We start from the raw sequence: 23,440 nt of genomic DNA on the forward strand, positions 1-23,440 counted from the left end.
ATAAAAACCGAGGCCAACCCGCAAACTCTGCTTCATACTTCGTTTAATTGTTATGAATGTCCTATATTTAAGGAGTGTAACTAAAAAATCTCAAATATGGACAAAGACAGAATCGTGGCCGGCCTTGATGTCCACAAAGATACAATTTATCTCTGTGTGATGGACAATACAGAGTCCGTTATTTTTGCAAAAGTTTATGGTACATTGACTCCTGATTTACAACTTATGTGTTCCGACATGGTTTCTCATGGGGTGACAGAGGCAGCAATGGAAAGCACTTCGACCTATTGGGTTCCAGTGTGGAATGCCTTGTGCGAGAGCATGTCTCTCAAATTGGTAAATCCTTATTTTATAAAGCAGCTTCCCGGTCGCAAGAGTGATGTGAAGGATGCCCAATGGATAGCGGAATGCTTGTTGAAGAATCTGATTCGGGGAAGCTTTGTGCCGGATAAGACAGTGCAGGACATGCGCAAGTATAACCGTCGCATCTTCGACCTGAATGAAGACCTGACGTATAACACCAATAAACTGGACGCTGCTTTACAGCGATGTGGTTTTCGGTTAAGTAACTATGTATCCCGAGTCAATGGAAAAAGCTATCAGAAGTGCGTCCGTGCAATAATAACCGGTATAACAGACCCTGAGGAGCTGGTGAAACTCATTCATGGAAAAACTCTGCGTAAATACGGACGCAACATCATAAAGGATGCCGTAACGGGTGACTTCCACCAGGCAGACATCTGTTTGTTAAAGCAATACGCAGAGCTTATAGAGGTAATCGAGCGACAAATCGAAGAATGCAGGAATGCTCTCATTGCCATGTGCCAGGAACACTTCCCGAAACAATTCAAACGTCTACAGAGCATCCCCGGTGTTAAAGAACGCGCCGCTTCGGCTATAATTGCGGAGACCGGGGCTGACATGAAACCGTTTGAAAAAGCAACAAACCTCGTAGGATGGTGTGGATTGAAACCACGCAATGATATAAGCAACAATAAAGTCAAGAGCAACAGGACGACGCATGGGAACCGATTCCTGCGTCAGATATTGATTGAAATATCCTGGGTCGCATCAAGAACCCGCAACTGCTTTTTCTCAAACTTCAGCTACGTGCAATGCACCCAACGCCATAAGAACAAGATGAAGATACAAGTAGCCATCGCCCGAAAGCTATTGGTCGCGGTATGGCACATGCTGACAAAAGACGAGGATTTTATAGATGTTTACCTCAAGCGTCTTGAAAAGGAGGCGGAATGGCAAAATGATATTCAGGCATTAGAATCGTTATGGGTCGGATAGACCTTTCCGATATACCTCTATCGACAACATAATTACCTTTGTGCTGCCACAGGAGCGCGTTTACAAAATTATTGTATCCATAGAGGGATTGGACACCGGCGTAGTCCTTTCAGGCTGAAGAGGAAAGTAACAAACTTTATTACTTCGGACGACAAAACACTTGTCGTCTTAGGCGTTTTGTGGGAAAATTTACGGACTATAAGTATAATTAATTAGATACAAGTAAGTTACATACGAATATAAGAGCTGGGGATTTTTCTTTTTAGAGGAAAGGTACTATTATTTGTAAAGGTTAAGAAAGAATACTATCATTCATAAATGTAGATTTACTGTTTATTAACGCTCGTATAAATACGTCTATTTATAGTATATATATTTCTTCTACATGGTTATATAGCAGAGTATGATCTACCTTATGGGTAGAGGATTATCGTTTATCATTTTACATTTTTTCTTTTTCCAAACTTGTTTTTATGCGGTTAAATATATAACTTTCCACACGAAAATGCGTTAAGTAAGAGAGAAGGAGGATAGCTTATGAAAAGAAGATATATTTTATGGTTACTTTTAGGTGCAATTAGTCTTCCGTCAATTGCGCAAAATGTTATATATTCCAATCTGAAACAATTACTCACTCAAGATGGTGATACGGTTGCTGTATTAAGGGTTGAGAAGCGTTCTAGAAATCAGATTGTTTTATCAGGGGGTGCTGATTATCGGATAACGGTTGCTGAGGATGAATCGATGTGTCGTTTATTGAAGAAGCGTTGTTTTGCTGTGCGTACAAATGAAGGAGATCTTTATGTAAATTGTCGTAAATTGCGCTATAAGAAGTTACGGTTTGGAGCCTGGTATGCTCCTGCAGTTCAGTTGGGCAATAATATTTATTTTTGTGCAATGCCTTTAGGTTCCAAGATTGGTGAGAATTTTGTGGAGGCGGACGATGTAAAACTTGGAGGTAATGTTGGAGATGCTTTGGCAGCATCAGGCTTGGTAACCAAACGTGTATGTTATGTACTCAATGGTGAAACTGGTAAAATTGATTTTCTGGGTCAAGAAGAAATGCTCAAATTACTAAAAAAATATCCGGATTGGAAGGAGGCTTATTTGAATGAGGGTAGTCAGGAAGCGGAGAACACTTTTAAATACCTATTGATGTTACAAAAGCAAAAGAAGTAGTTCTTTTTATAAACTCCCTAATTTATATTCAGGTTTTGAGACTCATTTGAATACCGTTATTTACTCGAACTAAAATTAATCAACTTTCAAATAATAAATAAGTTGATTTTCTTGTCTTTATATAATCTTTTTCTTATCTTGCGAAGAGTTATAAGACAGTCTTGTTTACGGTTTGTAATCTTTGATTCTGCTTATTATGAGAATAACTCTTGGTGACACATTACTTCTCTATACAACTTTTGTAGAAGGTATCCGGAGAGCTTCCAACCGTGGTTATACGTTTACCCCGGGACAAGTTCTTGTAACACTCAATAATACATTACGTTATATCCTTTCTGAACCAACTGAACAACTTACTATTGAATTAATAGAAAAACTTTGTATTCATATCAGAATTTACGGATATTATTTCCCTCCGGAAAGAAATTCGAAGTTAAAGCCTATTGAAGAATGCTATAATAGATATATTGAAATCAAATCTTTTCAGACGATGATTGGCCATAGTATTAATATATGTCCTTATAAGTTACATTTAAATGGTGAAACGGGTCAGAACTGGCAAAAATTGGTGCAGTATAGTCTGGTTAAACAATACCTTAGAAAGTTGATTCACGAGCGAGCTTATGTTATTGAATCCAGATATTCATTAGAATTTTTTATTTCACCACACTTCAGGGCTTTACATATTAATATAACCAATCCCATGAAGACAAGCCAATTCCATAATCTGTGCAATTGGCATATTGCGGTATAAATGGAAGTTGCTAATAATGTTCAGATAACTGCAAAAGAATGATTAGAATATATTGCATAATGAATCGAATACCGTTACCTTTGGGAAACGTCGTTATTTCGGGAGCGTTTTCTAAGAGTAGATAGGTACAATTACAAAAGATAATATGGTAATATACAAAGAGAAACATAAGACGGTTGCCTTTTTAGAAAGAACGGAGTTAGAGTACTAACACATTCTTTATCCTTTTTCATCTCGTTAATACTGGTAACTGTTATGCCGGATAAAAAGTCGTTCTCTTATCGGCTTTTATCCGGCATTTGTCGATTCTCATCCTTTAGATGGCGAGAAAACTTTATGCTACTTCTCTATCTTTTCTATTTTTGCTCCGTATTTCCTATTAACACTTGTTTTTATATTTGTTGGTAGAATGATAATATTTATCAATAAGGCTATAAATATATGGAAACTTAATCTGTTAATTGAGTTTTCTATATATCTTTGTTCCGTTTTTCCTATTATAGAGGTGAAATTGAAGAAAACTAGGAGTCTAACCAAAAAGAAAACGAGTGATGATGGAACATGGAAAAGACGCTTCACAAAGGGCGGAATTGAGAGAACGGATCATAATGACATCAACAGAAGCATTTACTTCAAAAGGTATCAAGTGTATTACAATGGATGATATTGCAGCAGCCTTAGGAATATCGAAGCGTACTCTTTATGAGGTCTTTGCAGATAAAGAAACCTTGCTGAAAGAAAGTATTTTGAAGATTCAGCAAGACAGGGATAAATATCTGCAAGAAGTATATGAGCATTCATCGAATGTATTAGAGGTGATTCTTGCCGTTTTTCAGAAGAGCATAGAAATTTTCCATAAGACGAACAAGCGTTTCTTTGAAGATATCAAGAAATATCCAAAAGTATATGCAATGATGCAAGATCGTCAGGATAGTGACTCAGAGAAAACTATGTTTTTCTTTAAATCGGGTGTTGAACAAGGTATTTTCCGTTCGGATGTCAATTTTGCGATCGTTAATCTATTGGTACGTGAGCAATTTGATGTTCTTCTGAATACAGATATTTGCAGCGAATATCCTTTTATTGAAGTGTACGAATCCATTATGTTCACTTATATACGGGGAATTTCGACAGAGAAAGGAGCGAAAGTATTAGAAGATTTTATACAAGAATATCGTAAAAACCGGATCGGGCATATTAATGACTGAATTCCGGCGACAAACAATTAAGGATTAATTAAGAATGAGATTATGAACAGAATGAAGAAATTGACAGGCAAGAGGTTACTTTTGACAGCGATAGCGGTTGGAGCATTTGGTCTTGCAAAGGCTCAGACAGCAGATTCACCGCAGGACACGTTGGTCCTGACGTTGAATAAAGCCATAGAAATCGCATTGGATGAGAATCCAACGATGAAAGTGGCTGCAGATGAAATAGCCTTGAAAAAAGTGGCAGGTAAAGAAGCCTGGCAGAACTTATTACCTGAGGCTAGCCTGACGGGAACGTTAGATCATACAATTAAAGCAGCTGAAATGAAATTGAACAATCAGTCGTTCAAGATGGGACAAGACAACACTAATACAGCAAATGCAGGGTTGAGCATTAATCTGCCATTGTTTGTACCGTCTGTTTACCGGGCTATGTCGATGACGAAAACAGATATAGAACTGGCTGTGGAGAAGTCGCGTGCATCTAAACAGGATTTGGTAAATCAGGTTAGTAAGGCATACTATCAGTTGATGCTTGCACAAGATAGTTATAATGTGCTTCAAGGAAGTTATAAAGTAGCAGAGGACAATTATAATGTAGTGAAAGCAAAATTTGAACAAGGAAGTGTTAGTGAATTTGATAAGATCAGTGCGGAAGTACAGATGCGTAGCATTAAGCCTAATCTGATTTCCGCCGAGAATGCTATTACTTTGGCAAAATTACAGTTGAGAGTATTGATGGGCATTACTGCGAATGTAGATATTAAGATCAATGACAACCTGACAAATTACGAAACTGCTGTTTTCGCCAATCAACTATCAGAAGAGCATCTGGGATTGGATGATAATACGACAATGAGGCAGATGGACCTGAATATGAAACTGTTGGAGAAGAATGTAAAATCTTTGCGGACAAACTTCATGCCTACATTGTCAATGAGCTTTTCTTATCAATATCAGTCTCTGTATAATCCGAATATTAATTTCTTGAAGTATAACTGGAGCAATAGTTCCTCTTTGATGTTTAATTTGAGTATTCCTTTGTATCGGGCAAGCAATTTCACTAAGTTGAAATCCAACCGGATTCAAATGCGGCAGCTCGATTGGAATCGTATCGATACGGAAAGAAAGTTGAATATGCAGATAACAAGTTACCGCAATAATATGACTGCCAGTTCGGAACAGTTAGCTAGTAACAAAGAGAATGTGATGCAAGCAGAAAAGGCTGTTCAGATTGCTGAGAAGCGTTATGATATCGGTAAAGGAACAGTGCTTGAACTGAATAGTTCGCAGGTATCGTTAACTCAGGCGCAGCTGACTTACAATCAAGCAATTTATGATTACCTGGTATCTAGAGCAGATCTTGACCAGGTTTTGGGAAAAGAACAAAGATAGACAACTAAAACAACTAAGGAATATGAAAAAAGGTATCCAATTAGTAGCCCTGTTATTGACAGTATTTATGACTTCATGTACAGGTGGAAAAGAAAAGGAAGCTGTGAAAGAAGAAGAGAAACTCAGGGTAAAAGTGGCTGATGTAACAGCTCGTCCCGTAGAGCAGATACAAGAGTACACAGCAACAGTAGAAGCAGAAGTGAAGAACAATATCGCTCCTTCATCACCGGTGCGCATTGATAAGATTTTTGTCGAAGTAGGTGACCGCGTAAAAAAGGGGCAGAAGTTGGTACAGATGGATGCTGCAAACCTGAAACAGACAAAGTTGCAGCTGGATAATCAGGAGATTGAATTTAATCGCATCGACGAACTCTATAAAGTGGGTGGTGCCTCCAAATCAGAATGGGATGCAGCTAAAATGCAGTTGGATGTGAAGGAGACTGCTTATAAGAATCTGTTGGAAAATACAGCATTATTAAGCCCGATCAACGGAGTTATTACTGCTCGTAATTATGATAATGGTGATATGTATAGTGGTGGTAACCCTGTACTGGTAGTCGAACAAATTACTCCGGTGAAACTTTTAATCAACGTATCAGAAACTTACTTCACTAAAGTAAAGAAGGGGGCACCGGTGGATTTGAAATTAGATGTATATGGTGACGAGATATTTAAAGGAACGATTAGCCTGATTTATCCGACTATCGATGCAGCTACACGTACTTTCCAAGTAGAAATCAAACTTGATAATAGAGACCAGCGCGTACGTCCAGGAATGTTTGCCCGTGCTACTCTCAATTTCGGAACGGCAGATCACGTCGTTGTTCCTGATTTGGCAATAGTGAAGCAGGCCGGTTCAGGTGATCGTTATGTATTTGTTTACAAAGACGGTAAAGTATCTTATAACAAAGTCCAATTAGGCAGACGTATGGGATCAGAATATGAGTTGATATCTGGTGTCCCTGATAATTCACAAGTAGTCGTTGCCGGTCAGGCACGTCTGGTGAATGGAACAGAAGTAGATGTTGAAAAATAATTAAATTAAAGAAATGAGTTTATACGAAGGTGCGGTTAAGAAACCGATTATGACCTCCCTCTGCTTCCTGGCAGTGGTGATCTTTGGTCTTTTCTCTTTGTCCAAATTACCTATCGATTTGTATCCGGATATTGATACAAACACGATTATGGTAATGACCGCCTATCCCGGCGCAAGTGCGTCGGATATAGAAAATAATGTGACTCGCCCGTTGGAAAACACATTGAATGCGGTGAGTAATTTGAAACATATCACCTCTCGTTCCTCCGAGAATATGTCATTGATCACGTTGGAATTTGAGTTTGGCAATGATATTGATGTACTAACAAACGATGTACGCGACAAGTTGGATATGGTAAGTTCTCAACTTCCAGACGATGTTGAGAATCCAATCATTTTCAAGTTTAGTACAGATATGATTCCTATTGTGCTGCTTTCAGTACAGGCCAATGAGAGTCAGTCCGCTCTTTATAAAATATTGGATGACCGTGTAGTAAATCCGTTGGCACGTATTCCGGGTGTCGGTACCGTTTCAATCAGTGGTGCGCCGCAACGAGAGATACAGGTATATTGTGACCCGAATAAATTGGAAGCTTATAATCTGACAATCGAAACGATTAGTTCAATCATCGGAGCTGAGAATAAGAACATTCCGGGCGGTAACTTTGACATTGGCAGTGAGACGTACTCATTACGTGTCGAAGGTGAGTTCAATGATTCCCGGCAGCTGAAAGATGTTGTAGTTGGTACACACAACGGGGCCAATGTATTCTTGCGTGATGTCGCCCGAATCGTGGATACTGTAGAGGAACGTGCACAGGAAACATATAATAATGGTGTCAAAGGAGCCATGATTATTGTTCAGAAACAGTCGGGCGCTAATTCTGTAGAAATTTCAAAGAAGGTAGCAGAAGCACTTCCGAAACTACAAAAGAGTTTGCCGAGCGATGTGAAGTTGGGTGTGATTGTCGATACCTCAGACAATATTTTGAACACAATCGACAGTTTGACAGAAACCGTTGTCTATGCGTTGCTGTTCGTTGTGATCGTTGTGTTTCTATTCTTGGGACGTTGGCGTGCGACGTTGATTATTTGTATTACCATACCGCTTTCATTGATTGCCTCCTTTATTTATCTGGCAGTTACCGGAAATACAATTAATATCATTTCTCTATCATCACTATCCATCGCAATCGGTATGGTGGTGGATGATGCGATTGTAGTACTGGAAAACGTAACAACCCACATTGAACGCGGTTCGGACCCGAAGCAAGCTGCTGTACATGGAACGAATGAGGTGGCTATCTCTGTAATCGCTTCTACATTGACCATGATTGCTGTATTCTTCCCACTTACAATGGTTAGTGGTATGTCCGGTGTACTCTTCAAGCAGTTAGGATGGATGATGTGTGCTATTATGTTTATTTCTACCGTAGCCGCTTTGTCGCTTACTCCAATGCTCTGTTCGCAGTTACTTCGTTTACAGAAGAAGCCATCAAAGATGTTCAAACTCTTCTTTACTCCGATTGAGAAAGCTCTGGACGGACTTGATGTATGGTATGCAAAGATGCTGAACTGGGCAGTACGTCATCGCCCGGTTGTGATTGTGGGATGTATTACATTCTTCATTATCAGTTTGCTTTGTGCCAAAGGCATTGGTACCGAGTTCTTCCCGGCACAGGATAATGCTCGTATAGCAGTACAATTGGAATTGCCGATTGGTACGCGAAAAGAAATAGCACAAGAACTTTCCGAGAAACTGACACAGAAATGGCTCGAGAAATATAAGGGCGTAATGAAAGTGTGCAACTATACTGTCGGTCAGGCAGACTCAGACAATACTTGGGCTTCTATGCAGGACAACGGTTCACATATTATTTCCTTTAATATCAGTTTGGTAGACCCAGGGGATCGTGATATTTCATTAGAACAAGTTTGTGACGAGATGCGTGAAGACCTGAAGGCTTATCCGGAATTCAGTAAAGCACAGGTAATTTTGGGAGGTAGTAATACAGGTATGTCTGCTCAGGCAAGTGCTGACTTTGAAGTGTACGGATATGATATGGCGATCACTGATAGTGTGGCAGCTCGTTTGAAGCGTGAATTGCAGGCTTTAAAAGGTGTATCGGAAGTAAATATTAGTCGTAGTGACTACCAGCCGGAGTATCAGGTAGACTTTGACCGGGAGAAACTTGCCATGCATGGGTTGAACCTGTCTACTGCCGGTAATTATTTGCGTAACCGGATCAATGGTGCAGTGGCTTCGAAATATCGTGAAGATGGTGATGAGTATGACATTAAAGTTCGTTACGCACCAGAATATCGTACTAGCTTGGAAAGTATTGAGAATATTCTGATTTATAACACTCAAGGTGAAGCTGTTCGTGTGAAAGATGTGGGTAAAGTAGTAGAGCGTTTTGCGCCTCCTACTATTGAACGTAAAGACCGTGAACGTATTGTAACTGTCTCTGCTGTTATTTCCGGTAAAGAAGCATTGGGTAATATAGTAAATGAAGGTAACGCTATTATCAATAAAATGGATATCCCCGGTGAAATCTCTATTCAGGTAGCCGGTTCATATGAAGATCAGCAAGATTCGTTTCGTGATTTGGGAACACTTGCCGTTTTGATTGTTGTCCTCGTATTTATTGTAATGGCGGCACAGTTCGAATCATTAACTTATCCGTTCATCATTATGTTCTCTTTGCCGTTTGCATTTAGTGGCGTTTTGATGGCATTATTTTTCACAAAGAGTACATTAAGTGTTATGAGTTTGCTGGGAGGAATTATGTTGATCGGTATTGTGGTGAAGAACGGTATTGTGCTTATTGACTATATCATTCTTTGTCGTGAACGTGGTTTGACAGTCATGAATTCTGTAGTAACGGCTGGTAAGAGTCGTCTTCGTCCGGTATTAATGACTACTGCTACTACCGTACTCGGTATGATTCCGATGGCTATCGGTGGAGGTCAAGGTTCGGAAATGTGGAGCCCAATGGCGATCGCTGTAATTGGCGGTTTGAGCGTATCAACCATATTGACATTGATTCTGATTCCGACTCTATATTGTGTATTTGCCGGTACAGGAATCAAGAACCAACGTCGCAAGTTACGCCGTCAGCGTGAACTGGATCTTTACTTCCGGGAAAATAAAAGTGACTATATAAAGAAATAATAGAAAAGAAATATGAAATCAGTATTAATAACATTCGATCAGGCCTATTTTGAACGTATCATTGCATTGCTAGACCGCTTGAATTGTCGTGGCTTCAGCTATTTGGAGAAGGTTCAGGGGCGTGGCTCGAAGACTGGTGATCCGCATTTTGGTAGCCATGCATGGCCAAGTATGTGTTCGGCAATCCTTACGGTAGTCGATGATGATAAGGTCGATCCATTATTGGATACATTACATAAGATGGACCTGGAAACCGAGCAATTGGGTTTACGGGCTTTTGTCTGGAATATTGAACGAACGATCTGACACCTATACAGTGAATAAATAAATGGAAAGGAGAATCGCATTAAATAATGTAGATTCTCCTTTCTTTTTATCGCTTTTTAACTATATTTGCGGACATGACAACCATTTAAAAAACTGAATTTATGAGCAAAGCAAAAGTAATCTCCGTATTGAATCACAAGGGGGGGAGTAGGAAAGACCACAACCACGATCAACCTGGGCGGTGCGTTACGTCAAAAAGGGTACAAGGTTCTTTTGATCGACCTTGACGGGCAGGCCAACCTGACCGAATCGCTGGGCTTCTCTGCGGAGCTTCCCCAAACGATCTACGGTGCGATGAAAGGCGAATACGACCTGCCGATCTACGAGCATAAGGACGGCCTTAGCGTCGTTCCCTCCTGCCTGGATCTCTCGGCCGTTGAAACGGAGTTAATCAACGAGGCCGGACGGGAGCTTATCTTAGCCCACCTTATCAAAGGCCAAAAGGAGAAATTCGATTATATCCTGATCGACTGTCCCCCCTCGCTGTCGCTGCTCACGCTTAACGCACTGACGGCCTCGGATCGGTTGATTATCCCGGTTCAGGCTCAATTCCTGGCAATGCGTGGAATGGCTAAACTTATGCAGGTAGTCCACAAGGTGCAGCAACGTTTGAACTCGGATCTTTCGATAGCCGGGGTTCTGATAACCCAGTACGACGGAAGAAAGAACCTGAACAAGAGCGTTTCGGAACTGGTACAGGAAACATTCCAGGGCAAAGTGTTCAGCACCCATATACGCAACGCCATTACGCTGGCCGAAGCCCCGACACAAGGGCAGGATATTTTTCACTATGCTCCAAAATCTGCCGGGGCAGAGGACTACGAGAAGGTATGTAACGAACTGCTAACAGAAATAAAGTAACCATATGGCAAAGAAGAACGATTTAAAAAACAATATGTCGGCCGGGCTGACCGGGGGGTTAGACAACCTGCTCCAATCCACGGCCGGGCAAAAAGAGGCTCAAAAGCCGAAGAAAGCGAAAACCGTGCATTGTAATTTTGTCATGGACGAAACCTATCACCAGAACTTAAAGCTGATCGCGATCCGCAAAGGCGATTCGCTAAAATCGGTATTGCAAGAGGCTATATCTGACTACTTGGATAAAAACAGTTCCCTGCTATAACAGCGTATCGGGAATATACAGGGCAAACACTCCACAAAAGAAATTCTCCAGGAAAAAGGTACGCAAAAAGCACCCCTACACATCAAAAAGTATATTGAAAATGCGATTCCCTATAAAGAACCCGTTGGCGGGATTAATCTTGCGTATGTTTAACCTGCCAACGGGTACGATATTAATAAACGTTTGGATTAAGGTTTGACGTTTACGTCTTTATTATCTGCATCAACCCAGCCTGTTGTCTCTGCATCAAACCGGATCGGATTCAACACAGCCTCTCCCTGATCATCATAACCACCACCGAAAATCAACGTGTAGATATGACGCTTGCCCGCTACCCATGTATCTCCGAACGGAACATAAATTGTTTTGTATTCGCTTGCTGAACCCAACAGATAAGCTCCGGACTGCCGGATTTTGCAGGAGATCTCCAGGTAACATTGCTTCGCATTATCGGCCTCCAACTTGCTTTTGTTGGGTGCGGAAACAGTCCAAGCAGTCAGCGTCTGTGGTATATTCAGCATAGGAGTATTTGTGGAAATATCGGTAGCTGCGGTATTACTATTGACCGTGATATTTGCGTTTTTCACTACGGTAAATGCGTGTGGAAATGCTAAATCAGACGAACTCCAACTTCCCGTTTCTTCGGCTGTCGCAGGCAATGTGAAGGCGCCGGCAAATTTGAAATTATGAATCTTGATCATGTCGATGTCCACCTCCATGTTATCGTATTCGGTCTTTGCTTTGAATACGACCTGTGACAGAATATGCTTGAAGTTAAATTTCACTACTCCGTTGTTCATGTCTTTTGTCCGGTCTTTGGCCATGGCATACATCACGTCGTAGTTTTCATGAGTACCGGCTCCATACTCATCGATGCAGGTATAACTTATCTTTTGGACAGTCCCGGAGGCTTCCCACATATAATTCACCATCATGTCTTCACTAACCGTTCCGGGATTGAACGCGTAAAAGTCCAAAGCCTCGGTAGGCCAATAACGAAGGTCGCTCGCATTGTCATAATCCCACTTACCATTTTTGTACACGATCTTCACTCCGTCATGTCCAAAATCCGTGTCTACCTTTCCCATGAAGGCAGTACCATCCGCCGTAAAAGCGAACACGTCGAAATCGGTGTTCTTCAAGTTGGTGTTGGTAGTAGGGGTAGCCCTCGTTTCCGCCGCATTACTTAACACGTTAAAACCAATCGCATTTCGTGAGGAGATTTCCACATTCGCAATCTCCTCTTCTGAGCAACTCATCAGTAGTACTCCAAAGATTGCCCAAAGCATTACTGTACTTTTTTTCATAAAATGAATAAAATTGTTAATAAATATAATTAATAAAACTCGATTACAACACTATATCCACATTCACATCATCCCAATCATCAACGTCCACATCAAATCCCGGACCGCCACTTCCCGGCTCGGATGGTACCTCATAATCAAAATTCAACACCAGATGCACATCACCGATATGCCCCGCTACCGGGACATCATGCACTTGGTCGCTCACGTCCTGTTCCAATACAGACATGCTGCCTGAACGGTTCTTGAGATACAGCCGGAAAACATTGGGCTCTCCTTCAAGTGCGGAATGTCCAAACGTATAGAATCCGCCTATAATCTGATTCCGTGAAACCATTCCATCAAAGAGCAGGCTCTCCGAAAGATCGGCGGGCAAACTGTCGCCGGACATGTTAAGCGAGCCGGACATGCCGGAAAGAGCGGCCCGCAAATCCGCCACCCTGTCCAGTCCCCGAATTCCGTTCACCTCATACGTGTAGTGACATACCATGTTTACGGGAGTTAGCCGTATTATCTTCGTGCTTCCTTCCGGAATGTCCTTGAGGATAACTCTGTCTATATGGTCGCCACACAGCCAGGGTGGGGTGACGGCCATTGTCTGGTTATCCGGCGACCGAACATCACGCGTATCGGCAGTAAAAAGCGTGTAACTGCCGTTTTCTTTCCAAACCATCCCGTCGGTATCGTAGTTGAAGCAAATTACCCGGTAATCATTCTCGGGGAGCTCCACTTCCCCATCCTCTCCTCCGGGGAAATCAAATATCCACGTGTTGCTTTCATCATCGGTCGGATAAAATACGACCCTCATGCCTTCAGGCTTGTCATGATTGGAAATCTTGGTCCAGTCGAATACTACCCGCACCGTGGCAAAGTGCGGATGATCGTAACATAAATCCTTATGCTCACAAGCCGTCAGTCCCATCCATAAAAATATGAACACCAGACTAAAGCGTATCAGTATCACTGCCTGCCTCCTTTCTTCCGGCTATAATTCCCCCGCCCGATCAACCACACCAAAGAGATACCCGCCTTGGTCGGGCCGAACCAGCGGCGTTTTTTAGTGGTCTGCCATACATAGTGACCGTCCAAAGGGATGTACTCCTTGTACAATCCTCCAAGGTAGCCGATTCCCAACGTGAAATCCACATTGAACCGATGTCCCACAGGTAACGAGTAGCCGTAAGCCACGCCTCCCCCGTAACTCCATTTATCCCCCAAGTAACCTTTCCCACCCAATTCGAAATCATAGGTGACGATCTGCCCGTACAATCCGACATGATGCCCGGAAAACGGTTTTTCCACCGCTCTCCGACCGAACCAGCGGCGCAACTCCACATCTCCCCCATAGATACGCCAATAATTATGCTTCCGATCACTTTTCCACCAGGCATACATCCAATTCCCGGCCACAGACCAGTTCTTCCCCAAACAGAACTCAACCCCGATGTCAGGTATCAAAACAGCGTCATAAAGCAAGTTTGTTTTCACCGCCATGCAAAACGGCCGTTTCTTTACCGGAGCTATGACGGTAACGGTATCACGGATGCACAACGTATCACGTGTATGTATATATACCGTATCTCTGACGGGATTTATCGGATCACTATCATAGCATATTTTCACCATCGACGAACGAAGTTTCGGAAAATGGAATTTATACAAATATGAGTATGGCCTCCCCCCTTTCAGTCTTTTCAGTTCTCCCCCCAAATAAGGGCTGTCCTGGTTTTCCAAACGGACGATCTTCTCCAACAAACGAAGGACATCCTCCCTCTCCGGAACATTCACATCCGCTCTCACCATCGTTATAAGTCCGTTCCAGTCACTTCCCGAAAAATGAAAATCCTTCTCCAATACCGGAATCTTTATATAAGGTGATATATACCGCCACAAAACCTCTGCTCGTTTTTCAGACAGCCTTCCATTCAATAGCCCCCCTCCTTCCGGGGAAGCTCCTCCTATTATTTGAATTTTCCTGATAAGACGGACGGAGTCGTTCAATGCGGAACAGATTTTAGCAAACCGCTCCATCTCGTTCCCATTGTCAAGTAAACATGTATCTATATTTACCTTTCCTTGATGAAAATAGATCCTTACCGAATCACGCTTCTCCTGAGCGGATATTTCTCCGCTTATACTCAACACGAGCACGAACAATACACATTTAATATAAAAAAACATCTTTTCGTCATTTAATCATTTGTTAATATGACAATCCAAACCCAGGCTTTTACACCCCTTGAATTTCGACCGCAAAAATACATACCTATAAACCAACCTCCAAAGCAAAAAACAAGTATTTTAAACTTATAAATACTTAAAAAGACAACCACACAACAGCTACAACACTTACCACAGCAGCCAATCACGCTTACACAACAATTAAAAACACTTAACATCATAAAGAAAAGTACTTAAACATACAAAAAAAAAAAAAAACAGTTATTTTTGCAGGAAACATTATACTTAATAACACTTAAAACAATAAAACACATGAAATTCAGCACAAAAGCCGCTACTTTTCTAAGTTCAATAAAAACTCAAACTTACGACAAAAAAGAAAGCGAAATGATAATAACGTATCAACAAAAACGTGTCTTTCATCTATCCCTGCTCATGCTGGCCTTATGCGCACCCATATACATATATTCAGTTCCATTTCCCAATGAACAGTTTTATTATATTAACAGCGTATTATTCCTGTTTATCATTATGTGCACTCTCGCTTATTTTAAAAAGAGAGTAAATCTGACCACGACCTTTTCCATTATACTGATAGCCATACATATCGAGATTTTTATCGAGATAATTTATTGCTCAATATGTAGCGGATATGAATATAGTTATCAAAGAGCATTGATAATGAGTAACATTACTATCTCTCTCTTATTTACCATGCTTTCCATCTGTGCCTATATGAGTAATATCTCCATCCTATTGTCCTCCCTTACCATAGCTTCCTATACAATCTGCACACTTATCACCGACGAACCGTTCCTATACAGTTATCTGCCTTTGATCATCATCATATACACCATGATCCCCTTATTAGGAAGATCCTTACACAGTAATATCAGCAGCTTGCTAAAAAGTAGCAACTTGCTAAAAGAGGAAGAGGAAATGCTTTTGAAACGTCTCCAAATGAAAAAGGAAGAACTATTCGCGTTCGCCGAGTTGTTAAGCGAGAATAACCCGGAAGAAAAGACAAGCTCCCTGTTAAACATAATAGGGGAACAATCCAAAGAAAATCTTTTTACAGCCCTTGCCGCATACCAGAAAAAGGAAAAAAGTAAACTTGATACAATCAGGAGAATATATCCCAATTTATCCCCGTCCGAATTAAACATCTGCCGTTTAATACTGCAAGACAAGACCGTCAGCCAAATATGCGAATTATTACATCGGAGTAGCGGAAACATAACCAGCCAACGAGCGAACATACGTGCCAAACTCGGACTGAAAAAAAGCGACAATTTAAAAGAAGCATTACAAGAACGCATGAGGCTGTATGAAGAAGAACACCACCGGCAAGAGGAGTTTTCAGCCATGCGTTAGGGATTGCAGAGTAAAGCCCACAGCCTTTAGGCGAGGACTTGAAACGTAAAGCCCGACCGTCCCACGGGAACGCCCAAAAGAAAAAAAATCCCCCGAACATTCATCCGGGGGACATTCAGGTCGTCACGTCAATTATAATACAGATTAAGATCATCCATACCGATCTCCTTCCCGTCCCGGAAAGAAAGGCTCTTTTTCTCGATCTCCTTTCCGTTCTTGTAAACGGTCACAACCCACTGCATCGGCTCGTTCACGACACCGTCCTCCCCGTCCACGACACTACCGGAAACGGCGAACTCGATCGCCTTTCCCGTCGTGGTTAACGTCACCTTTTCGACGGCCAGTTCTTCATCGCTTAGAATCAACGGGCTTGCGAGGCTTTCCCCCGTCGCCCCGTCTTTCAACCGCGTACCGTTGGCGACTACCACGACCGACTTAATGAAGCTGCGGAAATCTCCCGACTGCTCGATCGTTACCTCATACATCGCCCCTTTTCCTCCCGGTTCGTCGTCGCATAATTACAGTTTTTCCTTTTCTTCCGTTCGGCAGTGCGTACCGCCATGCCCTTGTCTTTCCAGCCTGTTCCCGTCTTTTCCCTTTTCTTTCTCGTCCCTTGTTTTTTCTCCTTTTCCTGCCGTTTTCCCACGCTTTTTCGCTCCGTTTTCTCCGACCTGCGGTGTAATGTGATGACACATGGTGTAATGTGCATCCTAACATATTGCAAATCAATTATTTATCAATTTTTCTCCTATATATTTGCGGTGACAACATGAGTTATCAACACTAAAAATCAAAAATTATGGCAAAGAAAAATGCAAGGGAAGAACCCCCGAAACCGCAGGTCTCCGAAAACGAGCAGATGAGTGACATCGTGTTCATCCTTGACAAGATGGAACTGATTCTGGAAGCGGTGTCGCAAATCGGACAGGACGGAAAATTCAACACGGTAGCCGCCGACAGGCAGAACCGGAACTCCTTCCTGAAGATTGACCGCTATGCAGACGCCTTCGAGAACTTCATCAAGAACTTCTGGAGCCAGCTGAAAGACCCGACACGCTTCGGAATCCTCTCCGTCAAGGAAGACAGGCTGGACGACCCTGCCGTACAGCAGGCCATCGAGGACATCGCCGCAGGAAAAAAGACAAAAGCCGTGGAGGAATTTCTCAAGCAGTACGAGATTGTTCCGCGCAACAAGGAAAACCAAAGTATCAACCCCAAAAACCAAGAAGAAATGGCAAAGAAAAATGAAACCCAGCAGCAGGCTGCCGCAGCTGACAGCCAGCCGCAGAACCAGTCCCCCCAGTACCGTTACAACGAGTCCATGATCAACTGGGAACAGCTCAAGAATTTCGGAATCTCCCGTGAATACCTCCAGGAACGCGGACTGCTCGAACAGATGCTCAAGGGCTACAAGACCAACCAGGTCGTGCCCATAAGCATGAACTTCGGCTCGGCCGTACTGAGAACGGACGCACGTCTGTCCTTCCAGCAGTCCATGGCGGGCGAAGTGGTGCTCGGCATCCACGGTATCCGGCAGAAACCCGACCTTGACCGACCGTACTTCGGACACATCTTCTCCGACGAGGACAAGAAGAACCTGCTCGAAACGGGCAACATGGGGCGTGTCGTGGAACTGAAAGGACGCAACGGGGAATATATCCCATCCTTCATCAGCATCGACAAGCTGACCAACGAGGTGGTCGCCATGAAAGCGGAGAATGCTTTCATCCCGAGGGAAATCAAGGGAGTGGAACTGACAGAGCAGGAGCAGAATGACCTGCGTGAAGGCAAGAAGGTCTATGTAGAGGGCATGATCGCCAAATCCGGCAACGAGTTCAACGCCTTCATTCAGGTGAATGCCGAACGCAGGGGTGTCGAGTTCATTTTCGAGAACGACAAGCTCTTCAACCGCCAGACACTCGGGGGCGTGGAACTGACACAGAAACAGATTGAGGACCTGAACGCTGGAAAAGCCATCTTCGTGGAGGGAATGCAGCGCAAGGACGGCGAGGTGTTCTCCTCCTACGTGAAGTTGGACGAGGCGACAGGCCGCCCGTCCTACACCCGCTATAATCCGGACTCTCCGGAAGGCGCACGCGAAATCTATATTCCCAACGAAATCAACGGGGTGAAGATTACGGCGGAGGAACAGCAGCAGCTCCGTGACGGCAAGGTGATTTTCCTCAATGACATGGTGAACCGCAAGGGAGAGGAATTCTCCTCCTTCATCAAGGCCGACCTGGAAACGGGACGCCTGAGCTACTCCCGTACGCCGGACGGCTTCGAGCAGCGCGAGGATTTCAAGATTCCACCCAAGGTATGGGACGTGGAACTGACCAGACAGCAGCGTGCGGACCTGCAGAGCGGAAAGGCCGTGCTGGTGGAAGGCATCAAGGGATATGACGGGAAGACCATCTCGCAGTACGTCAAGGCGAACTTCAACCAGGGGCGTCTGGACTTCTACAACGAGAATCCTGACCGCAAGCGTGATGCCTCGCAGCGCAATGTGGTGGCCAACAGCCAGCGACAGGAACAGGGAAACCGCAAGTCAAAAGGTGCGAGCATTGCCTGACAACAGGTTACTGAAAAATGAATGTTGAATCAAAAAAAAGAAAGAAATATGAAAAAGGAAAACGGAAACGACATGCCTTTCAAGGCTGATGAAGTGAACTGGGACGAACTCTCCGGTATCGGTATCATGAAGGACGAGCTGGAACTCTCCGGCGAAATGGACACCCTCCTCAGGGGAGAGAAAACGAAAGTGATGTCCCTGAGCCTCGTGCTCCTCGGCGTGGACGTGGTGATGGACGCCACGCTCCAACTGGTCCGTAAGGGCGAGTCCCCGCTACTGGAAATCCAGGGAGTGACACCGCTGGGCAAATAATCTGGGAGCAATTATCAAGTAAACCGATGTCTTACCGCCGTTTCCTGTCTTCCGCATGGAAAACGGGAAACGGCTTAATTTTTATCTTACAATATGATAGCAATCATCGCAGAAAAGCCGAGTGTAGGCATGGACATTGCCCGTGTAGTCGGGGCTGATACAAGAAATGACGGCTACTGTTCCGGTAACGGATATATGGTGACCTGGGCACTGGGACACCTCGTGTCACTGGCCATACCGGACACTTATGGTTATACGAAAACGGCGGAGGAGGACTTGCCGATGCTGCCGGACCCGTTCCGCCTGGTCTCCCGACAGATGCGCACGGACAGGGGAATGGTTACGGACATCGCCGCCTCGAAACAGCTGAAAGTCATAGAAAGCGTGTTCAACCGCTGTGACAGCATCGTCGTGGCTACCGATGCCGGTCGTGAAGGGGAACTTATCTTCCGCTGGATATACGACTTTCTGGGCTGCACGAAACCGTTCAGACGCCTGTGGATCTCCTCGCTTACTGACGAGGCCATACGAAAAGGTCTGGAGGAACTGAAGGACGGCTCGGAATACGACAGCCTGTATACCGCCGCCGACAGTCGCGCGAAGGCAGACTGGCTGGTGGGCATGAACGCCAGCCGTGCCCTGGCCATCGTTTCCGGCTCGTCCAACAACTCGATCGGACGGGTGCAGACTCCGACGCTCGCCATGATATGCAGCCGCTACAGGGAGAACCGCAGTTTCGTATCCACACCATACTGGCAGCTGCATGTCACCCTCAATGGCGGCACGTCACACCGCCGCTTCTTCCATCCCGCGACCTTTGACGACAGGCAGAAGGCGGAAGCCGCCTACCGCAGTCTCTCTCCCGATTCTTCGGCGACGGTCACGAAGGTGGAGCGCAGGAAAAGCCTGCAACAGCCGCCGTTGCTCTACGACCTAACGGCACTCCAGAAGGACTGCAACGTGCACCTCGACCTGCCCGCAGCAAAGACGCTGGACATCGCCCAGTCGCTCTACGAGAAGAAGCTCATTTCCTACCCGAGAACGGGAAGCCGGTATATCCCGCACGATGTGATGGCCTGCGTGCCCGGTCTGTTGGAAAGGATAATGGCCATGCCCGAATTCGCCACAAGTGCCGGAATCCTTGACTTTGCGCGTCTCAACACCCGTAGCGTGGACGACCGTAAAGTGACGGACCACCATGCTCTCATCACGACCGGCATCGCACCCGAAGGGCTTTCCGAAGCGGAGGAGGCCGTCTATACGCTGATAGCCGGACGTATGCTGGAGGCGTTCTCGCCCTGCTGCGAGAAGGAACTGATTCTTATGGAATGTCGCCTGGACAACATGGATTTCCGCTCGAAAAGTTCCCTTGTCGTCAGTCCGGGATGGCGCGGCATCTTCTGCAGGAAAGAGGACAGGCAGGACGACGAGCCGGAAACCGACGAGGGTACGGCCGTATTTGCCGAAGGGGACACGGTTCCTGTTTCAGGATTCGGACTGTCCCAGAAGAAGACCGTGCCCAGACCGCTCTATACCGAGGCCACGCTGCTGGCAGCAATGGAGACCTGCGGCAGGGAGATAGCCGACGAACAGGCACGCGAGGCCGTGAAGGAGCTGGGCATCGGCACGCCCGCCACAAGAGCCGCCATCATCACCACACTGTTCAAACGTGACTATATCGCCCGCTCCGGCAAGAGCATCGTCCCCACGGAAAAGGGACTCCATATCTACGATGCGGTGAAGGACATGCTCGTGGCGGATGTTTCCCTGACAGGAAGCTGGGAGAAGACCCTGCTCCAGATAGAGCGGCACACGCTCGGACCGGACACGTTCATGGCATCCATCACGGACTACACCCGCAAGGCTACCCGTGAAATCCTGAACCTCAGCCTTCCGGCGGCAGCCGCCCGCACATTCACCTGTCCCAAATGCAAGACCGGACACATTATCGTCAGGGAAAAGAGTGCCCGTTGCGACAATAAAGGGTGCGGACTGACCGTGTACCGCAGATTCCTGAACAAGGAACTGACGGACCAGCATCTGGAACAGCTTTTCTCCTCCGGTTCCACACGCCTTATCAAGGGATTCAAGGGAAAGAAGGGCGTGGCTTTCGACGCTTCGGTCACCTTTGACGCCGGGTTCACCCTGACACTCTCGTTCCCCAAAAACGGGAACGGCAGGAAAAGGAAATGATGAAGCCATCCCGATTCGCGGGGCAAAGGTCGCAGCCCGCCCGTTTCCACCGGCAAGGTCAGGCCTTACGGTTTCTGGGAAAAATCATCCTCGCCAGAGGCTCCGGTATTTTTCCCGAAAACCTTGCCTGTGGAGGCGGACTGCAAGAAAGCCCCTGAAACCGGGAATGGCATTCCCGCCAAACAAATGAAGATTATGAAAGCAAAAGAACGTATCAGAAAGATAGCGGACAGCAGATGGGCAAGGACACTCGCGCTGGCCGTAACAGCAGCCATCATATTCAGCTGGCTCTATTCCCACGGTATATCGCCTGTATGGACTGCCGTGGCCATCATCTGTTTCAGGGGACTCTTCAGGTTCCTCTACCGTATAGCCTGTTTTCTCGTGGCATTGGCAATCATTCTGTGCATACTGAGTTTTCTGGTCTTCTGAAATCTGACGATATGGAACATGCACGGAATTTATCATTGCAGCATAAGGGAGCTGTCCGGGAGCGGGCGGCTCTTTTTGTATCCGTCACAGCCGGAAATGACACGGAAAGAAAAAGGGAATGGACGGAAAACACAGACATTGGCAAACCGAGAACTACAGGGCAAAGTTGGCAAACGCTTCTTGTCGGACGGCAAGGTCAGGCCGCAAGCGGTTTCGGAAAAAATCATCCTCGCTGCGCTCCGGTATTTTTCCCGAAAACCCTGCCTTTCCGGAAGCATTTGCCGTTGGGCCCTTGTAGTTCAACGGGCTGCCAAAGCCCGGGTATTCACAGTTAAAAATTAAAGAATATGCAACAAGCGATCATCACAAGACAGTCACCAGCTCCGATAGGGATGCCCGTGACAAGAAGACCAAAAGTACACGTCCCGCAACCGGCAATCAAGCTGCCGCCAAGGGGAACCACAGGTCCCGTTCACATCTCAAAGCTGCTGAACCCCGTTCTGGAAATATGCAGACATCCGGATAGGAACAGGCTGCTGGCTGAATTATTCAGCGAATATTGAAACACATCGTCTAATCATTTAATATCTGAAATTATGTTTTTTACAGCAATCCACCAGATGATGACGGAAAGCGTGGACCTCACGATCGTCATCCGCAAGACAAACGGACAACTGACCGTTTCCACATTGCCCAAATCGAACGGACTCAAGGACGAGGCCCAGAACCACATCGTGCCGCTGACTGTCACGGGCACACCGCAGGAACTTGACACAGGATTCCTGCAGGCAGTCACAAGACCGATACAGAAAGCGTGCGGGCTGATCTCCAACATGGCACAGTTTGAGGCACAGGCGGACAAGGCCGCCGCCAGCAGCAAGGCCGCCAAGGAAGCGAAATCCAAGGAGACGAAGGAAGAACGCGAGAAACGGGAGAAGTACGAGAAACTGATGAAGAAGGCGGAAGAACTGACAGCCGCCAGGAACCATCGGGAAGCCGTCAGCGTGCTTACACAGGCGAAAGCACACGCGAATGCCGCCCAGTTGAAGGAAATCGAGGAGAAGATAAAGGCAGCCGACACGGAAATGAACCGGGGAAGCCTCTTCGACCTGATGGAACAGGAGGCACAGCCGGAACCTTCGGTACAGCAGCAACAGCCACACTCCCAACAGCCAGTATACACACAGACACCGGTACAGAGAAATCCGCAACCGCAACGTCCGCAACAGCCGGTACCGCAGAGACCACAACAGGCATACACGCAGCATCCGCAACAGCCAGGAATATGGCCACCGCAACAACAGCCGCCACAGCCGCAAGCAAGACCGCAGATACAGCCGCACGCGCAATACGTACAGCTGACAGGCGGACAGCAGCCTTCCCAACCTCAATATCCGCCGCAGCCTGAAATTCAGGACTGGCAGGAAGAACGGTTCATGCAGGAGGACGAACAGCAACCGTACCTCTCCGATCAGGAACACCCCGCATACAGTGAGAAGGACTACGAGGAATACATCGATTTCCCGCAGTCCATGCTGGAACCCAAGTATTCACCTTATCAGACAGTTTAAGA

General features: G+C 45.3%; 21 protein-coding genes and 2 pseudogenes. 18 read left to right on the top strand and 5 right to left on the bottom strand.

The window, feature by feature from the left end; translation table 11 throughout:
* Nucleotides 1–96: 96 nt before the first annotated feature.
* The 10 genes and pseudogenes from CZ225_RS03640 (at nucleotide 97) to CZ225_RS03685 (ending at nucleotide 11,496) form a co-directional block, all read left to right on the top strand.
* A complete protein-coding gene (locus tag CZ225_RS03640; protein ID WP_077152882.1) occupies nucleotides 97–1,299 on the top strand; it encodes an IS110 family RNA-guided transposase in 1,203 nt (400 codons plus the stop codon).
* A 537-nt stretch (nucleotides 1,300–1,836) separates the two neighbouring features.
* On the top strand, nucleotides 1,837–2,478 hold the full coding sequence (locus CZ225_RS03645) for a DUF6563 family protein (RefSeq protein WP_077153004.1): 642 nt from the start codon (nucleotides 1,837–1,839) through the stop codon (nucleotides 2,476–2,478).
* Between the two features lie 196 nt (nucleotides 2,479–2,674).
* Complete coding sequence (locus tag CZ225_RS03650; protein WP_129585738.1) at nucleotides 2,675–3,232, top strand: hypothetical protein; 558 nt, start codon at nucleotides 2,675–2,677, stop codon at nucleotides 3,230–3,232.
* 551 nt (nucleotides 3,233–3,783) lie between these two features.
* On the top strand, nucleotides 3,784–4,440 hold the full coding sequence (locus tag CZ225_RS03655) for a TetR/AcrR family transcriptional regulator (protein ID WP_033886838.1): 657 nt from the start codon (nucleotides 3,784–3,786) through the stop codon (nucleotides 4,438–4,440).
* Nucleotides 4,441–4,482: 42 nt separating this feature from the next.
* On the top strand, nucleotides 4,483–5,835 hold the full coding sequence (locus tag CZ225_RS03660; RefSeq protein ID WP_077153006.1) for a TolC family protein: 1,353 nt from the start codon (nucleotides 4,483–4,485) through the stop codon (nucleotides 5,833–5,835).
* A gap of 22 nt (nucleotides 5,836–5,857) precedes the next feature.
* On the top strand, nucleotides 5,858–6,871 hold the full coding sequence (locus tag CZ225_RS03665) for an efflux RND transporter periplasmic adaptor subunit (protein WP_077153007.1): 1,014 nt from the start codon (nucleotides 5,858–5,860) through the stop codon (nucleotides 6,869–6,871).
* A gap of 13 nt (nucleotides 6,872–6,884) precedes the next feature.
* Nucleotides 6,885–10,046, top strand: coding sequence for an efflux RND transporter permease subunit (locus CZ225_RS03670; protein ID WP_077153008.1), 3,162 nt, complete (start codon nucleotides 6,885–6,887; stop codon nucleotides 10,044–10,046).
* Nucleotides 10,047–10,058: 12 nt separating this feature from the next.
* Nucleotides 10,059–10,352 carry a PG0541 family transporter-associated protein gene (locus CZ225_RS03675; RefSeq protein WP_077153009.1) on the top strand — a complete coding sequence of 98 codons (294 nt, stop codon included), beginning with the start codon at nucleotides 10,059–10,061 and terminating at the stop codon, nucleotides 10,350–10,352.
* 122 nt (nucleotides 10,353–10,474) lie between these two features.
* Nucleotides 10,475–11,234: pseudogene (locus tag CZ225_RS03680) on the top strand (ParA family protein).
* A gap of 4 nt (nucleotides 11,235–11,238) precedes the next feature.
* Nucleotides 11,239–11,496, top strand: a complete 258-nt coding sequence (locus CZ225_RS03685) for a hypothetical protein (protein ID WP_074784304.1) — start codon at nucleotides 11,239–11,241, stop codon at nucleotides 11,494–11,496.
* Nucleotides 11,497–11,684: 188 nt separating this feature from the next.
* On the opposite strand, the gene CZ225_RS03690 is transcribed toward CZ225_RS03685, so the two are convergent.
* The 3 genes from CZ225_RS03690 to CZ225_RS03700 are packed head-to-tail and all read right to left on the bottom strand — an operon-like array spanning nucleotide 11,685 to nucleotide 14,984.
* Entirely contained in the window at nucleotides 11,685–12,803 is a 1,119-nt protein-coding gene (locus tag CZ225_RS03690; RefSeq protein ID WP_077153010.1) for a fimbrillin family protein, read from the bottom strand.
* 43 nt (nucleotides 12,804–12,846) lie between these two features.
* The gene (locus CZ225_RS03695; RefSeq protein WP_007856438.1) at nucleotides 12,847–13,767 is read right to left on the bottom strand and encodes a DUF5119 domain-containing protein; all 921 of its coding nucleotides are present in this window, start codon (nucleotides 13,765–13,767) and stop codon (nucleotides 12,847–12,849) included.
* Nucleotides 13,764–14,984, bottom strand: a complete 1,221-nt coding sequence (locus CZ225_RS03700; protein WP_013611927.1) for a DUF3575 domain-containing protein — start codon at nucleotides 14,982–14,984, stop codon at nucleotides 13,764–13,766. The genes CZ225_RS03695 and CZ225_RS03700 overlap by 4 nt, the downstream gene beginning before the upstream one ends.
* Nucleotides 14,985–15,296: 312 nt before the next feature.
* On the opposite strand from CZ225_RS03700, the gene CZ225_RS03705 reads away from it, so the two are divergent.
* The gene (locus CZ225_RS03705) at nucleotides 15,297–16,358 is read left to right on the top strand and encodes a helix-turn-helix domain-containing protein (protein WP_007756689.1); all 1,062 of its coding nucleotides are present in this window, start codon (nucleotides 15,297–15,299) and stop codon (nucleotides 16,356–16,358) included.
* A gap of 128 nt (nucleotides 16,359–16,486) precedes the next feature.
* Here the strand turns inward: CZ225_RS03705 and CZ225_RS03710 are convergent.
* Nucleotides 16,487–16,870: pseudogene (locus CZ225_RS03710) on the bottom strand (beta-barrel fold lipoprotein); the annotation flags it as partial.
* Nucleotides 16,871–16,876: 6 nt separating this feature from the next.
* Nucleotides 16,877–17,053, bottom strand: coding sequence for a hypothetical protein (locus CZ225_RS23605; RefSeq protein ID WP_159441744.1), 177 nt, complete (start codon nucleotides 17,051–17,053; stop codon nucleotides 16,877–16,879).
* A 104-nt stretch (nucleotides 17,054–17,157) separates the two neighbouring features.
* On the opposite strand from CZ225_RS23605, the gene CZ225_RS03720 reads away from it, so the two are divergent.
* From CZ225_RS03720 to CZ225_RS03750, 7 genes are all read left to right on the top strand, one after another.
* On the top strand, nucleotides 17,158–18,930 hold the full coding sequence (locus CZ225_RS03720; protein ID WP_075965624.1) for a DUF3945 domain-containing protein: 1,773 nt from the start codon (nucleotides 17,158–17,160) through the stop codon (nucleotides 18,928–18,930).
* Between the two features lie 48 nt (nucleotides 18,931–18,978).
* A complete protein-coding gene (locus tag CZ225_RS03725; RefSeq protein ID WP_075966082.1) occupies nucleotides 18,979–19,242 on the top strand; it encodes a DUF4099 domain-containing protein in 264 nt (87 codons plus the stop codon).
* 93 nt (nucleotides 19,243–19,335) lie between these two features.
* A complete protein-coding gene (locus CZ225_RS03730) occupies nucleotides 19,336–21,435 on the top strand; it encodes a type IA DNA topoisomerase (RefSeq protein ID WP_077153013.1) in 2,100 nt (699 codons plus the stop codon).
* Nucleotides 21,436–21,630: 195 nt separating this feature from the next.
* A complete protein-coding gene (locus CZ225_RS24160) occupies nucleotides 21,631–21,867 on the top strand; it encodes a hypothetical protein (RefSeq protein WP_055300465.1) in 237 nt (78 codons plus the stop codon).
* 11 nt (nucleotides 21,868–21,878) lie between these two features.
* Nucleotides 21,879–22,202 (top strand): hypothetical protein, encoded by a 324-nt coding sequence (locus CZ225_RS03740; RefSeq protein WP_159441746.1) that lies wholly within the window; start codon nucleotides 21,879–21,881, stop codon nucleotides 22,200–22,202.
* 12 nt (nucleotides 22,203–22,214) lie between these two features.
* Nucleotides 22,215–22,430, top strand: a complete 216-nt coding sequence (locus CZ225_RS24165; protein ID WP_075965632.1) for a hypothetical protein — start codon at nucleotides 22,215–22,217, stop codon at nucleotides 22,428–22,430.
* A gap of 33 nt (nucleotides 22,431–22,463) precedes the next feature.
* The gene (locus CZ225_RS03750) at nucleotides 22,464–23,438 is read left to right on the top strand and encodes a PRTRC system protein E (RefSeq protein ID WP_075965633.1); all 975 of its coding nucleotides are present in this window, start codon (nucleotides 22,464–22,466) and stop codon (nucleotides 23,436–23,438) included.
* The last annotated feature ends 2 nt before the right edge of the window (nucleotides 23,439–23,440 follow it).

The organism is Bacteroides bouchesdurhonensis, from assembly GCF_900155865.1.
Taxonomy (GTDB): Bacteria; Bacteroidota; Bacteroidia; order Bacteroidales; family Bacteroidaceae; genus Bacteroides; species Bacteroides bouchesdurhonensis.